Origin of the sequence: Allokutzneria oryzae, from assembly GCF_042429765.1 — a bacterium.
GTDB classification, from domain to species: Bacteria; Actinomycetota; Actinomycetes; order Mycobacteriales; family Pseudonocardiaceae; genus Allokutzneria; species Allokutzneria oryzae.
In genome coordinates, this window is the sequence record NZ_JBHLZU010000012.1 from 139,494 (window position 1) to 153,357 (window position 13,864).

Genomic DNA, 13,864 nt, shown 5'->3' on the forward strand with positions numbered 1-13,864 from the left:
ACGTCTCCTCTTGCGGGGGAAGCCCTCAAGTGATCAAGAACGTAATGCCCTGCGCCGCCCGTCGCGGTCTCTCGTTCGTCTCACGACCGTCAGGTCAAGAACTCGACCCGGTCGATCAGGCCGTCGCGGACGCGGTAGGCCACGAGGACTCGGCGTGGCTCGCCGCCTAAGCCGTGTGCCACCTCGTGATCCACCACCCAACCGCGTTCCATGAGTCTGCCGACGACCTCGGCGCGGCACTGCTTCTGCGCGAACTGCTCCGCGTAGAGGCCACGCATCTCCTCGCGCCCCTTGATGGTCCTGCCCCCGTGCGCGGCGAGGTGGACGTCCTCGGCGTAGGTCGCCAGGAAGCCTTCGAGGTCATGCGCGTTGTACGCGGCCAGCTGGCGGTCCACCACGGTGGCAGGATCGATCATGAAGCCGATTCTGACAGAACGGGCGCACCACCAGAGGCCGTTTGCCCAACGACCAGGGCCCGTCCCGCAACGCGCCCCGAGGCCCCCGAGGTGGTGCGCCGACCCCGTGCCGCACTCCCGTGCGCGCTGGCTGGCGTGGTCGGGGTTTCGCGTTTTGTAGGCTTAATGCGCACAAGAGCGCTCCCATTTCGCATTAAGCCTACAAAACGCGAAATGAGGGGCGCGCGTGGCGGGCTCCGGGTGGTGTCGCTACGCGGGTGGTGTCGCTACGTGCGGGACGCGGCCCGGAGCTACGTGCGGGACGCGGGACGCGGCCCGGAGCTACGCGCGGGATGCGGCCCGGGGACACGTGCGACTCCGCCTAGGGGCGCATTTCGTACGCGCCCGACAGCGAGGCCACGTGCTGCCACACCCGCGCGAACCGCTCGGCGTCCGCGATGGGCTTGCGCACGTGCTCCAGCGCCCACGCCTGCTGCGCCTCGGTCGCCGATGCTTTGCCGTGCAGGCCGACCGCGTACTCCGAGAAGTCTCTCACCAGCACGTCGAAGATCTGGTCGAGCACGTCGGTGGCCTCACCCGTCAGCCGCGCCTGCTCCAGCACCAGCTGGCCGTAGACGACCAGGGTGAACAGGTGGCCGAGGTTGAGCAGGAAGTCCAGGTCCTTCTGCTGGTCGGCGTCCGGGGCGGCCTTGGTCAGCAGCGCCAGCAGTCCCCTGGCCTGCTCGTGGAACAGGGCCACGTTCGGCACGTGCGCGAAGGCGGTGTACGCCTGCTGCCAGTCGTGGAAGGTGATCTTGCCGAGGCCGCGCGCGGGGCCCTGGGCGAACAGGAAGGCGTCGTCGGCAGCGTCGTGCCTGGTCGGCACCGGCTCGAACTCCTGCGGGTTGAACAGGTAGTTCGGCATGAACTTGAGGACCAGGGCCAGGTTGACGTGCACGGTGCCTTCGAGCTTGGGCAGCGCGCGGATGTGGCCGGTCGCGGTGTTGAAGTAGGTGTCCTTCTCGAAACCCTTCGCCGCGATGACGTCCCAGAGCAGGTCGATGACGCGCTCACCCTCGCTGGTCACCTTCATCTTGGTGATGGGGTTGAACAACAGGTAGCGGCGGTCCTCCGCGGTCGCGGAGCGGAAGTAGTCCACGGCGCGGTCGCTGAACAGCTTCATGGCGACCAGCCGGGCGTAGGCGTCCACGAAGCCTTGGCGCACATGGCCGAAGTCGGTGACCCGGTTGCCGTAGAGGATCCTGTTGTGCGCGTGCGTGATCGCCTCGTAGAAGGAGTGCTCCGCGATGCCGATGGACGCCGTGCACAGGTTGAACTTGCCCACGTTGACGGTGTTCAGCGCGGCGCTGAACGCGTCTGCGCCGGTGTGCAGGATGTCGGCCTCGGCGACCGGGTAGTCCTCAAGGCGGAACGCGCTGACGAACATCTGCGAGTTCACGACGTTCTTGATGAGCTTGAAGTTCGGGTGCTGGCTGTCGACGGCGAAGAACACGTAGCCGTCCGCGCCCTCGACGTCCGCGCGGCGGCCGAAGACCGACACCATGCCCGCGACGTTGCCGTTGCCGATGTAGTACTTGTCGCCCGTGGCGTGGAAACCGCCGCCTTCACCGGGCGTCAGGATCATGTCGGTGGAGTAGACGTCCGCGCCGTGCTCCTTCTCCGACAAGCCGAACGCGAACACCGCGCCGCTGTCGAGCAGGGCCGCCGCGCGGGCACGGGCGTCGGCGTTGTCGCTCATCCAGATCGGACCGAGGCCGAGCACGGTGACCTGCCAGGCGTACCAATAGGACAGCCCGTAGAAGCCGAGGATCTCGCTGAGCGCGGCGTTGCGGGTGGCGTCCCACCGCTTGGCGGGGTCGCCGTTGGCGTCGGCCGCGGGGGTGTTGAAGGTGGCGAAGATCTTCTCGCGCTTGATGAAGTCGAGGAACTCGGTGTACCAGGCCCGGTCCAGGTGGTCGGCGATCAGCCGCTGCTTGCCGCGCTCCTCGAACCAGTCGATCAGCGCGCGCAGCTGCCTTCTGCTCTCGGCGTCCAGGTGCCCCGGGTCGTAGGTGACCGGGTTGAACAGCTCGGAGTAGGAGTTCTCGGCCACCGTCGGTCCTTCCGTCCACTTCGTTACCGGCGAGTACGCTACCAGTCGGTAACAAGCGCTGCCGAGTACGTTCGACCACGTGACCGACAGTCAGCGCATGCGGGGGTTCCGCACCGAGACCGCCACTGATCCCGACGCCGCGCTGAAGCGGCTGCGCGAGGACCTCACCGCCGCCCGTGGCCCGCTGCTGGAGGACCTCGGCGACCAGGTCCTGGTGACCTTCGTGCACATCACCCGCGCCGAGTCGGTCGCGGTCGCCACCCCGCTGGTCCCGTTGCCGCCGCCGCGGATAATGACGCCGATGACCCGGGTGCCCGGCACCGACGTCTGGTACCACTCGGTCGCGGCCGACCCACGGGTGAGCACCAGCTACCGCTTCCACGTCGATCCCCCGCCCAGCCCCGGCTCGGCGGCCGAGCAGCTCGCGATCGTCGCCGACCAGGAGGCCATGACCGCGTTCATGGGCGAGCTGGCCGCCTCGGCCCGCACCGACGAGTTCAACCCGGAGCTGGCCTTCCCGGCAGAGATGGGCGGACTCGGGCCCGAAACGCTGCTCACCCTGCCGAAGGCGGAGCCGTTCCCCTACCTCGACGGCACACCGCTGCGCGGCACGCTCGACGAGCACGTGCTCTTCGACGAGCGCACGGTGAGCGTGTACCTGCCGCCGGACTACGACGCCTCGGCGAGCTACCCGGTCGTTGTCGCGGTCGACGGCGAGATGCTCATCCAACACTGCCGCCTGCCCGAGGTGTTCGACGGCGCCATCGCCAGGGGCGCGATCCCACCGGTGATCCTGGTGCTCTGGCACAACCGCACAGTCAGCTCGCGCATGCAGGAGCTGGCGTGCAGCCCGCAGCTGCCCGCCGCGCTCGCCGACGAGCTGCTGCCGTGGCTTCGCGAGCACTACGCGGTGAGCACCGACCCGGCGCGTGTCGTGATCAGCGGGATGAGCTACGGCGGCCTGGCGACGGCGTGGGTCGCGCTTGAGCGAGCCGACGCGTTCGGGGCCGCGCTGATCATGTCGGGGTCGTTCTGGTTCGCACCGCCCGGCGGGGTCCCGCAGTGGCTGACCCGCGAGTACCGGGACCGCGACCGGCGGCCCGTGCGGCTCGCGATCACCGTTGGCTCGCTGGAGAACGTCCCGCTCGGAATGCCCGGAGTCGAGGACGTGTCGATGGTCGACGTGAGCCGCGCCTTCCGGGACACCGTGCTGGCGAAGGGCTACGACGTCGCGCACTACGCGGAGGTGCCCGCCGGGCACGACATGATCAACGTGCGGCGGACGGTCGTTCCCGCACTGGCGAAGCTGCTGGCCTGACCGTCCGCCGCACTCCGCACTACGTCGCGGGGACGTGGATGGTCTGCAAGGTCATCACGCCGTTGGCGCGGGCCCCGTTGAGGGTGGTCACCGCGCCGACGGGCTGCTTGCGGATCGTGTACCAGGAGTCGACGTAGTCCGCGTCGTTGGTCCAGAAGTCGTCCGGAACGGCGGCCAGGATCGCGTCGACGACCTGGACGTACTCACCGGCGCCCGCCACGGTGAGGATCGCCTTCACCGCGGCCCTGGCCAGCTCCTCGTAGCTGAAGTTGTCGTCCTCCTCCATCATCACCGCGTCGGCGGCGGCGTACTTGAAGTGCGACCAGTTCACCAGGACCTGGTTCGGGGTGTAGGTCGTCTTGTCGTGGTCGAGGTAGGGCATCTGGATCGTGTCCACGACCGGCTTGTTGTCCGGCCCGACGCCCGCGACCAGCGTGTAGATCTCCGCGTCCCCGCGCAGGTCCGGCTCGTGGTCCTTGGCCAGCCGGATCGAGGTGATCTTCGCCGCGTCGTAGCCGCCCGCGTCCTTCGTGCCGGGCTCGTCGGCGCGGACGCCGAGCCTGCGCAGCTCCTGCCGCAGCTTGGCCAGGTTCGCGGTCAGCACCCGCTGGTGGTCGACACCGACGACGAGCAGCGGCCGGTCGGTGGGCGGCGCGTCGGCGGAGATCCGGTGCACGCCGCCACGCGAGTCGTAGGCGGTGACGGTCTTGACCTCGTCGCTGGCCGGTTCCGCCACCACGAGCGCGTCCGCCGTGCCGGCCTGGGCGGCCCGGTTGCCCGCGCGGACCTGGAGCAACGGCCCGAGGTCGGCGGGCAGCTTCTTGGTCGCGCGCAGGTGCGAGCCGACCGCGTCCACCTGGTGCCGCAGCGCACCCTCGGTCAGCGGCGCGAGATCGACCTTCGACGCCGTCGCCAGGCTCACGCCGATGCGGGAGACCAGTCCGGGATCGGCGGCGAGCTCGCGGGCGACCGAGTCCTTGCCCTCGCTCAACGCCGACGCGGGGTCCGGGTTCGCCACGGCCGCGCCGGCGGTCAAGAACATCATCAACGTCACCGCGGTAGTTGCCGCAGTTCGCATGGTTTCTCCTTGTTTCGCAGGGGTTTGCCGCTCAGTCGCGCATGCAGACCTCGTTGTGCGCAGTCCGAGCGGTGAAGCGGGCCGACACCAGCAGGGGACGCTTCGAACAGTCCACTTCAGACAGTCGAATGTGGACAAAAGAACGTGCCGGACCGACCGCGTCAACGGTCGGTCGACAGGACGGCGAGAACACGCACCGGGGCCTCCCTCGTGGGTTACTGACCGGCCAGTAGCGCACCAGCGATCACACGACCGGACAAGCCGCCGATCGGCCCTGTTTCCCTTGTCTGAGACGGTTTTGAGACAGCCTCACCCGTGCTGCCGAGACTGCGGCCAGACCATGCCGTCCAACTCCTCGCGGCAGCACGCGCCGAGCTTCTGATAAGCGCGGTAGAGGTGGTTGTTCACCGTGCGCACGGAGACACCGAGTCGCGCGGCGATCTGTGGATCGGTGAGACCACGCACGGCCAGCTCGACGACCTCCTGCTCCCGCCGCGACAACGCCTCAATCTCGTTGACCAGGCACAGCGCGGGTGTACGCGCGCCCTGACACCGCTCGGCGAGGCTCCGCGCCCGTCGCGCGGTCGCGGTGGCCCGCCGCCCCTGTCCGGTTCGGCGTTGCGACGCGGCAAGCTCCGCCAACGCCTCGGCTGCGTAGAGCCGCGCATCCGCCCGCTCAAAGACATCGGCGATCTCGGTCAGCAACGCCTCGTCGGCGTCGGCGATCGCGCGACAGTAGTCGAGTCTCGCCCGCACGAACCGGCTCAACCCCTCGCCCCGCACAACACCGAGTTGTCCGGCATCGGCCGCCATTCCCAAGCGCCCCAACGTGTGCACGAGCATCGCGAGGTTGCCGTACGCGCGGCTGGCCAACGCCTGTCTCGCGTGCGTGAGCAGAAGATCGCGAGCGTCCTCCTGCCGCGAGCTGACGTACATGTGCCACGCCGTGGCCACCGCGCCGAACACCGACAGCGAGCCGGGCGTGTACTGCCGGATCGACTCAGCGGCGCTGGTGCACGCCTCCTCCTCACCGAGCTGCGCGGCGGCGGTCATGAACATGTGCAGCGCGCGCTCACTCCACCGCGCCCACTGGCTCTCCTGCGAGCCGAACGACGGCAGCAGGTCGTACGTCTGGCGCACTCGCCCGCCGTCGAGCAGCACGGTCGCGAACGCCACCGCGCGCTGCGCCTGCACGCGGACGCGCTGCTCTCCGACCGCGCTCTCGAAGGCCGTGCGCGCATGCTCGATCGCCTCGGCCAGGTCCCCTTCGGCCGCACGGGCGTAGCAGGCCAACTCCTGGAAGATCTCGTGGTGGAAAGCGAAAGCGTTGCACTCGCTGGGAGACCTCCTGTGCCGTGCGGTGATCCGTTCGTAGACGGCCAGCGACTCCGCCGAGCGGCCCACCGCGTTGAACGACGCCATCGCCACGATCACCACGTCAGGGGTGGGTGAGTCCACCGCGAGCAACGGGGCGAGCTTCTCCAAAGCCGCGGCCGGTCGCCCGGTGGCGTAGTCGACGAATGCCAGATCAGCCGCACGGCGCGGGTCCTCGACGTTCTCCAACAGCGCCATGGCGTCGCTGATCCGACCAGACACCAACGCGTTCCGGGATCGCGCGAAGCGCAGAGACCCGCAGGCATCGCCGTGGCTCTCGACCGCATCGCAGAGCACGCGCTCCGCCTCATCGTGGCGCACCAGGCCGATCAGCACGTTGGCGTAACAGATCGCGGCGTCCGGGGTTCCGTGTGAAGTCCATGCGGCGTGGGCGAACCGTTGTGCCACGGGCAGGTCGTGGTGGAGGTACGCGGCCTGGGCAGCCCAGATGAGCGTCTCCTCCTCGATCTCCTGCCCCAGTTCCAACCGCCAGCCCGCCACCCGCAGCCTGCCCCGCTCGTCGGAAGGGGGCACCTGCTCACTGGCCGCCACCCATGCCGACACGAGCTGGCGGCGGCGCAGCGCCGGCATGCGCTCACGCAGGACCTCGGCGACCAGCGGGTGCCGTATCGAGACCTCCCACCTGCCCTCGTCCCCCTTCGCCTCAACGAGCTCACGCTCTTCGAGCGCCCGCAGCTCGTCCGCGCCGACCATGAGCTCGACGTGGTCCACCGGCGCGGGGCCGGACAGCGCGACCAGCTCAAGCCCGCGCAGCTGCGGCTCGGACAGCTCCGCCAGCCGGGCGCCGACCACTCCGGCGAGGCGCGGCGAGACCGGAACTCCCCCGCGCAGCGACCACCGTCCGGAGTGGACGGTCAGCGCGTCGCGGTCGACGGCGGCGTGCAGGAGCTCCCGCAGCAGCTGGGGATTCCCGCGCGCCAACCACGCGAGGCGCATCGCGCCCCGGTAGTCCAGCCGGTCATCGGTCAGCGCCCGTACCAGCCTGCGGCCGGAGTGCGAGTCCAGCGGCCCGAGCTCGACCCTGCCGAGGTACTCCTCCTTCCACAGCTCCGTCACCGGGCCAGGCGCCGGGCGATCGGTGTTGAGACCGACCACCAGGCGCGCCCACCGCATCCGGGCGAGCTGGAGGAGAAGCCCGGCGGTCGGCACGTCCAGCAGCTGCGCGTCGTCGACGAGCAGCAGGTGCCGCTGGTCGCCCGCGCCGAGAACCCGGTCGGTGGCGGCCAGGAGCAGCGAGTGCCGGTTCGGCCACGACCCGCCGACGCGCATCGGACGCCACCCGTGCTCCGAGGCCCAGGACGCCGCCTCGTCGACCAGCCTGGTCCGGCCGATCCCGCTCGGCCCTGCGACCACCGCGCCCGCGTAGCGCGGGTCCCGCAGCAGCGCGCACAGGCGGCCGAGCTCCTCGTCGCGGCCGAACAGCGGCACGTCCCGCCCCGGCCGCACCGCGGGGCCCGAGGAGAGCGGACTCATCATCGACGCGCCCCCTCCGTGATCCTCGCCCCCGCCGGACTGGTCCGATCACGCTAATGCCCCTCCGGCGGAGCGGACAGCCGCTGAGACGAAGGTGAGACCGCCCGCGCGGTCGGTGAGAGCGTTCTCCCCGTAGGCTTCTGCCGCCGTCCGGGACAGGAATGAGCAACGTCTACTCATGTCCTCCGCGGACCGGCTCGATCATGCTGGTCGCCGAGTGGACCTTGCGGTCCGCACCGGGACCCGCTCCGCGCGGAAGGCGGCATGATCATGACAACGCTGGAAGCAGGCCATCCGGCAGGCCGAACACCCGTCCGGCGGACGACCATCGGGGACAGCCTGGTGAGCAGGCAGCTGTCCCGCTTCGTCGGCCGGGCAGCCGAGATCGCGGTGTTCGGCCAGGCCCTCGCGGGCACGCTCGACCGCACCGTCCTGTTCGTGCACGGCCCCGGCGGGCTGGGCAAGACGAGCCTGCTGCGGGTGATGCGGCGGCTGGCCACCGAGGCGGGCCGCCGCTGCCACTGGGTGGACGCTCGCTCGCTGGCCCCGGTGCCGGGCGCGGTCGCGGACGCGCTCGCCGGGGCGCGGGCCCGCGGCGGCGAGCCCGCTCCGGTGGTGTTCATCGACTCCTTCGAGCGGATCGGCGCGTGCGGCCGGACCCTGCGCCAGGACGTGCTCCCCCAGCTGGACAAGGACTCCGTGGTGGTGATCGGCGGGCGGCGGCCCCCGGACAGCGGCTGGCGGCTGGACGGCTGGGACCAGGTCGTGGCGCAGCTGCCGCTGGCCGCGCTGGAGCAGGCCGACGCGCTGGCCCTGCTCGCGGCGCACGGGATCACCGACGGCGCGGTCGCCGGGCGGCTCGGCACGTGGGCGGCGGGCTCACCGCTGGCGCTGACCCTGGCCGCGGGCGCCTACCTGGCCACGGGCGAGACCCGGCCGCAGCCGACCACGGTCAGCGCGCTGTTCGAGGTGGTCACCGAGGCCGAGCTGGACCCGGCCTTCCACGACGCGCTGACGGTCTGCGCGATCGCCCGCGAGGTCACCGTGGAGCTGCTGCGGCAGACCCTGCCGAACTCGGCCGAGGCGGCGTTCGCCTGGCTCGCCGAACGGTCCTTCGTGGACAGCTACGGCGATGCGCTCGCACTGCACGACGTGGTCCGGATGCCGGTCCTCGCGCGTGTCCGGGACCGCCGCCCGGAACGCGTCACCCAGCTCAAGCGCGTGCTGTGCGACCACTTCTACGGCAGGGCGGTCGCGGGCGACGCCGGTGCGCTGGTCGATCTCGCGCACCTGGTGGACACCCCGGAGATCCGCTGGGGCTACCGCTGGGAGGGCAGCTCCCGGTTCCACACCGACCGCGTCCGTCCCGGCGACGCGGAGGTCGTCGGCCGTGAGCTGACCGCCCGCGGCCACCGCGAGTGGTGGGCGGCCAGCGAGCCGTACTACGCCGGGAGGCCGGCCAACGTCACGGTCGCCCGCGACGCGGCGGGCTCCCCCGTGGGCCACGCGATCTTCCTCACCTCGTCGGCGCTCCCGGCCTGCGAGCGGAGCGACCCGTTCGGCGCGCGGCTGCTGCGCCACGCCCTGCGCCTGAGCCCGGACGGCCGGGCGGTGGTGTGGCGCGACACCGTGGACCTGGTCGGCGACGGCTCGCAGGTGCTGGCGATGCTGAACCTGTCGGTGGTGCTGCGCATGGAGGTCCGCAACCCCCGCTACGCGCTGGTGCCCGCGTTCAGCCACAACCACCGCGTGCGCGCCTTCTGCTCGACGATGGGCGGACGGCAGGTCCCGGAGCTCGAAACGGTCTTCGACGGCCGCCGCGTGTTGGTGTACCTCATCGACTACGGCCCCGGCGGGCTGTACGTGACGCAGCGCGACGTGGTCTACCGGGAGCTCGGCCTCGAACCACCGGCGGCGGGGCGCGGGTTCACCGCGGCGGACGTCCGTGCGGCGCTGGAGAGCTTCGCGACGGTGGGTGAGCTGGCGGAGAGCCCCTTGGCGCGCGGCGTCGGCAGCCGGGAGCGGGCCGACCACGTGCGCGCCCTGCTGCGTTCGGCGGTGGACCTGGAGTTCGGTGAGACGGCGCACGAGGCGCAGCTGCGGACGGCGCTGGTCAGACGCTTCTTCGACGCGCGGGAGAGCCACGACAAGATCGCCCGCTCGATGTCGCTGAGCCGGGCGACCTACTTCCGCCGACTCGGCGAGGCGGTGGACCGCCTCTCCCGGCACATCGTCGAAGCCCAGCAGCCATGATCATCAAGGCTGGCATGATTGGCCGTTATGGCAAGTGTTGTCGCTTTTCACGCGCACCCCGACGACGAAGCCCTGCTCACCGGCGGGACCCTGGCACGGATGGCCGCGGAGGGACACCGGGTGGTGATCGTCGTGGCCACCGACGGCTGCATGGACGAGGCCGACCAGGTGCGGCTCGACGAGCTGCGAGCGAGCGCCGAAGTGCTTGGCGCGCAACGGGTAGTGCACCTCGGCTACGCCGACAGCGGGCACGGTCCGCTGCTCTACGACGACCCCTCGGACCGGCCGCGGTTCGCCCGCGCCGACGTGACGGAGGCCGCGGAGCGGCTGGCGGAGGTGCTTCGGGCCGAGCGCGCCGACCTGCTGTTGAGCTACGACCCCAACGGCGGGTACGGCCACCGGGACCACGTGAAGGTGCACCACGTCGCGGCGCGGGCCGCGGAGATGACCGGGGTGCGGGTGCTGGAGGCCACGATGCCGCAGGAGCCCGTCAAGCGGTTGCTGCGGATCCTGCCGGGGTTCGAGGAGCCCGAGGTCTACAGTCCCAGGTCGGCGATCACCCACCGTTACGACGTGCGGCGCTACGCGCGGCAGAAGCAGGCGGCGCTCGCCGCGCACCGCTCCCAGCTGTCCGGGTCAGGGCGCACCGCCTCCCTCTTCGCGACGATGGCGCGGCTGCCGCTGCCCGTCTTCGGGGCGCTCTTCGGAAGAGAGTGGTTCGTCGAACGCCGTGACCAGCTACGATGAGGGGGCTTGCCCGATTTCGGGCAGGGAACTTGAGTCGATGGGGTCCGGTCTGACAGGGTCGCCCCTCGTGAGTGACGAGGGGGCGGCCGAACTGGTCCGGCACGTGTCGGCCACCACCGGCCTCCCCCCGTCCACGGCGGCCAGGGTGGTCGCCGACGTCGTCGCGTACTTCGGCGAGAGCGCCGAGGACTACGTTCGGCGACGGCACTCCGAACTCCAGCGGCAGCAGTACCGCAACGCCGAGATCTGGGGCGTGATCTCCGCCGAGCTGCGTCGGCGGCCGGTCGCCGCCCCCGCGTTCAGCGAGCGGCAGCTGCGGCGGATCGTGTACGGGTGAGAGGGAGCAGACAGGCGTGTGCGGCATCGTTGGCTACGTTGGCAAACGGCAGGCGGCCCCGATCCTGGTGGAGGGCCTGCACCGGCTGGAGTACCGGGGCTATGACTCCGCGGGCCTGGCCACGCCCGACCAGGACGGGCTGCGCGTCATCAAGACCGAGGGCCGCGTCCAGCAGCTCCGCAACCTGATCCGCGAGGAGATCCCCGCCACCACCGGCATCGCGCACACCCGGTGGGCGACGCACGGCGAGCCCAGCGACGCCAACGCGCACCCGCACCTGGACGCCACCGGCCGGATCGCGGTGGTGCACAACGGCATCATCGAGAACGCCGACCAGCTGCGCGCGCAGCTCACCGCCGAGGGCGTGGTCTTCGCGTCCGAGACCGACACCGAGGCGCTGGCGCACCTGATCGGCCGGTCGGACGCGCCGACCCTGGAGGAGGCCGTCCGCGCCGCGCTGCGCCGCGTCGAGGGCACCTACGGCATCGTCGTGCTCGACGTGAACGACCCCGGCCAGCTGGTGGTGGCCCGCAACGGCAGCCCCATCGTGCTGGGCATCGGCGAGGGCGAGATGTTCGTCGCCTCCGACGTGGCCGCCCTGGTCCGGCACACCCAGCAGGTCGTCTACCTCGACGACGGCGAGCTGGTCGTCGTGCGCGCCGACGAGTTCCACACCAGCACCCTGGCCCTGGAGGCCAGCCCGGTGGTCAAGTCGCCGACCACGGTGGACCTGGTGGTCGACGACTACGAGCTCGGCGGCTCCGCGGACTTCATGAGCAAGGAGATCCACGAGCAGCCGACCGCGCTGAGCAGGGCGCTGAGCGGGCGGCTCAACGAGCGCTTCGCCACCGCGCACCTCGGCGGCATCAACATGGAGCCCCGGGAGCTGCGCGCCATCCGCCGGGTCAAGTTCCTCGGCTGCGGCTCCTCCTACTACGCGGGCCAGATGGGCGCCCAGCTCGTCGAGGAGCTCGCGCGCATCCCGGCCGACGCCGAACCCGCGTCGGAGTTCCGCTACCGCAACCCCGTGGTGGAGGCGGACACCCTCTACGTGGCGCTGAGCCAGTCGGGCGAGACCCTGGACACCCTGGCGGCGGCCCAGGAGCTCAAGCGCAAGGGCGGCCAGCTGCTCGGCGTCGTCAACGTGGTGGGCAGCGCCATCGCCCGCGAGTGCGGCAGCGGCATCTTCCTGCACGCGGGCCCGGAGGTCTCGGTGGCCTCCACCAAGGCGCTGACCAACACCGCGACCTCGCTGGCCATGCTCGGCCTGCTGCTCGGCCGCGTCCGCGACCTGTCCACCGCCGACGGCAAGCGGATCGTGGCGGGCCTGCGCGCGCTCCCCGGCCAGGTCCAGGAGATCCTGCAGCAGGAGGAGGCGGTCGCGGCGGTCGCCCAGCGCTTCGCCGACACCAGGAGCATGTTCTTCGTCGGCCGCGTGCGCGGCTGGCCGGTCGCCCGCGAGGGCGCGCAGAAGCTCAAGGAGATCTCCTACGTGCACGCCGAGGCGTACCAGGCCTCCGAGCTCAAGCACGGCCCGCTCGCGCTGATCGACAACACCATGCCGACCGTGATCATCGTCCCGGACGACGAGCTGCTGTCGAAGAACATCGGCACCATCGAGGAGATCAAGGCCCGCAACGGCGCGGTGATCGCGGTGACCAACGCGGAGCTGCCCGCCGGGCTCGCCGACGCGGAGCTGCGGGTGCCGCGCAACGAGACCGAGCTGGACCCGATCCTGTTCACCATCCCGTTGCAGCTGTTCGCCTACCACCTCGCCGCGAAGCTCGGCCGCGACATCGACCGCCCGCGCAACCTCGCCAAGAGCGTCACGGTCGAGTAGGTGCACATCCCGGACCTGCTCGCCAAGATCGCCGACGAGGTCGCAGACGACATCGGCAAGGGCAACGCCGCCGACTACATCCCGGCACTGGCCCGAGTCGACACGGGCCTGTTCGGCATGGCCGTCGCGGAGCTCGACGGCACGGTGCACGGCGTCGGCGACTGGCGGCGGCCGTTCTCGGTGCAGAGCGTGTCGAAGGTCTTCACCCTGGCCCTGGTCCTCGCCCGCGAAGGCGGGGACCGGGTCTGGGACCGGGTGGGCCGGGAGCCGTCCGGCGACCCGTTCAACTCGCTGGTCCAGCTCGAACACGAGGACGGCATCCCCAGGAACCCGTTCATCAACGCGGGCGCCCTGGTCGTCACCGACGAGCTGGCCGCGGCGACCGGGGACGCCGCGGCGGAGCTGATCTCCTTCCTGCGCGAGGAAAGCGGCTCGCCGACGATCACAGTGGACGAGGAGGTCCTGGCCTCCGAGGCGGCGCACTCCGACCGCAACCGGGCGCTGGCCTACTTCATGGCGTCCTACGGCAACATGCGCACGCCGGTGCCGGAGGTGCTCGACCAGTACGTGCGCCAGTGCTCGATCACCATGAACTGCGCGGAGCTGGCCCTGGCCGGTCTCTTCCTCGCACGGCACGGAATCCGCAACGACGGCACCCGGCTGCTGGAGCGGAGCCAGGCCAAGCGCGTCAACGCGGTGATGCTGACGTGCGGCACCTACGACGCGGCGGGCCAGTTCGCGTACCGCGTCGGCCTGCCGGGCAAGAGCGGGGTCAGCGGAGCGATACTGGCCGTGGTGCCAGGGCGGTGCACCGTGTGCGTGTGGAGTCCGGGCCTGGACGCGCGCGGCAACTCCGTGGCGGGAGTCGCGGCGCTGGACCGCTTCACGACCCTGACCGGCTGGTCGGTCTTCTGA

Annotated in this window: 10 protein-coding genes; 6 read left to right on the plus strand and 4 right to left on the minus strand. The window is 71.0% G+C overall.

All coding sequences use genetic code 11. From position 1 onward, the window contains the following. Positions 1 to 89: 89 nt before the first annotated feature. Complete coding sequence (locus ACFFQA_RS16170) at positions 90 to 416, minus strand: nuclear transport factor 2 family protein (protein WP_377852772.1); 327 nt, start codon at positions 414 to 416, stop codon at positions 90 to 92. A 361-nt stretch (positions 417 to 777) separates the two neighbouring features. Further along, a complete protein-coding gene (locus ACFFQA_RS16175) occupies positions 778 to 2,508 on the minus strand; it encodes an acyl-CoA dehydrogenase family protein (RefSeq protein ID WP_377852773.1) in 1,731 nt (576 codons plus the stop codon). A gap of 79 nt (positions 2,509 to 2,587) precedes the next feature. Between ACFFQA_RS16175 and ACFFQA_RS16180 the strand changes: the two genes are divergently transcribed. Further along, positions 2,588 to 3,826 carry an alpha/beta hydrolase-fold protein gene (locus ACFFQA_RS16180; RefSeq protein WP_377852774.1) on the plus strand — a complete coding sequence of 413 codons (1,239 nt, stop codon included), beginning with the start codon at positions 2,588 to 2,590 and terminating at the stop codon, positions 3,824 to 3,826. 19 nt (positions 3,827 to 3,845) lie between these two features. Here the strand turns inward: ACFFQA_RS16180 and ACFFQA_RS16185 are convergent, their stop codons facing one another. Beyond that, positions 3,846 to 4,904: a DUF3103 family protein gene (locus ACFFQA_RS16185; protein ID WP_377852775.1), complete on the minus strand. Its 1,059-nt coding sequence runs from the start codon at positions 4,902 to 4,904 to the stop codon at positions 3,846 to 3,848. A 309-nt stretch (positions 4,905 to 5,213) separates the two neighbouring features. Beyond that, complete coding sequence (locus ACFFQA_RS16190) at positions 5,214 to 7,775, minus strand: helix-turn-helix transcriptional regulator (protein ID WP_377852776.1); 2,562 nt, start codon at positions 7,773 to 7,775, stop codon at positions 5,214 to 5,216. A gap of 267 nt (positions 7,776 to 8,042) precedes the next feature. On the opposite strand from ACFFQA_RS16190, the gene ACFFQA_RS16195 reads away from it, so the two are divergent. From ACFFQA_RS16195 to ACFFQA_RS16215, 5 genes are read left to right on the plus strand one after another with little or no spacing between them, the layout of a single operon-like run. Then, on the plus strand, positions 8,043 to 10,025 hold the full coding sequence (locus ACFFQA_RS16195) for an ATP-binding protein (RefSeq protein ID WP_377852777.1): 1,983 nt from the start codon (positions 8,043 to 8,045) through the stop codon (positions 10,023 to 10,025). A 27-nt stretch (positions 10,026 to 10,052) separates the two neighbouring features. Continuing rightward, positions 10,053 to 10,772, plus strand: coding sequence for a PIG-L deacetylase family protein (locus ACFFQA_RS16200; RefSeq protein WP_377852778.1), 720 nt, complete (start codon positions 10,053 to 10,055; stop codon positions 10,770 to 10,772). A 37-nt stretch (positions 10,773 to 10,809) separates the two neighbouring features. After that, entirely contained in the window at positions 10,810 to 11,109 is a 300-nt protein-coding gene (locus ACFFQA_RS16205) for a hypothetical protein (RefSeq protein WP_377852779.1), read from the plus strand. 16 nt (positions 11,110 to 11,125) lie between these two features. Continuing rightward, entirely contained in the window at positions 11,126 to 12,949 is a 1,824-nt protein-coding gene (gene glmS / locus ACFFQA_RS16210) for a glutamine--fructose-6-phosphate transaminase (isomerizing) (protein ID WP_377852780.1), read from the plus strand. Next, the gene (locus ACFFQA_RS16215) at positions 12,950 to 13,864 is read left to right on the plus strand and encodes a glutaminase (protein WP_377852781.1); all 915 of its coding nucleotides are present in this window, start codon (positions 12,950 to 12,952) and stop codon (positions 13,862 to 13,864) included. It begins immediately after the preceding gene.

Coding starts and splice junctions, on each gene's coding strand:
- ACFFQA_RS16195 (WP_377852777.1), top strand. CDS start 8,043: ATGACAACGCTGGAAGCAGGCCATCCGGCAGGCCGAACACCCGTCCGG.
- ACFFQA_RS16170 (WP_377852772.1), bottom strand. CDS start 416: ATGATCGATCCTGCCACCGTGGTGGACCGCCAGCTGGCCGCGTACAAC.
- ACFFQA_RS16185 (WP_377852775.1), bottom strand. CDS start 4,904: ATGCGAACTGCGGCAACTACCGCGGTGACGTTGATGATGTTCTTGACC.
- ACFFQA_RS16200 (WP_377852778.1), top strand. CDS start 10,053: ATGGCAAGTGTTGTCGCTTTTCACGCGCACCCCGACGACGAAGCCCTG.
- ACFFQA_RS16190 (WP_377852776.1), bottom strand. CDS start 7,775: ATGATGAGTCCGCTCTCCTCGGGCCCCGCGGTGCGGCCGGGGCGGGAC.
- ACFFQA_RS16205 (WP_377852779.1), top strand. CDS start 10,810: ATGGGGTCCGGTCTGACAGGGTCGCCCCTCGTGAGTGACGAGGGGGCG.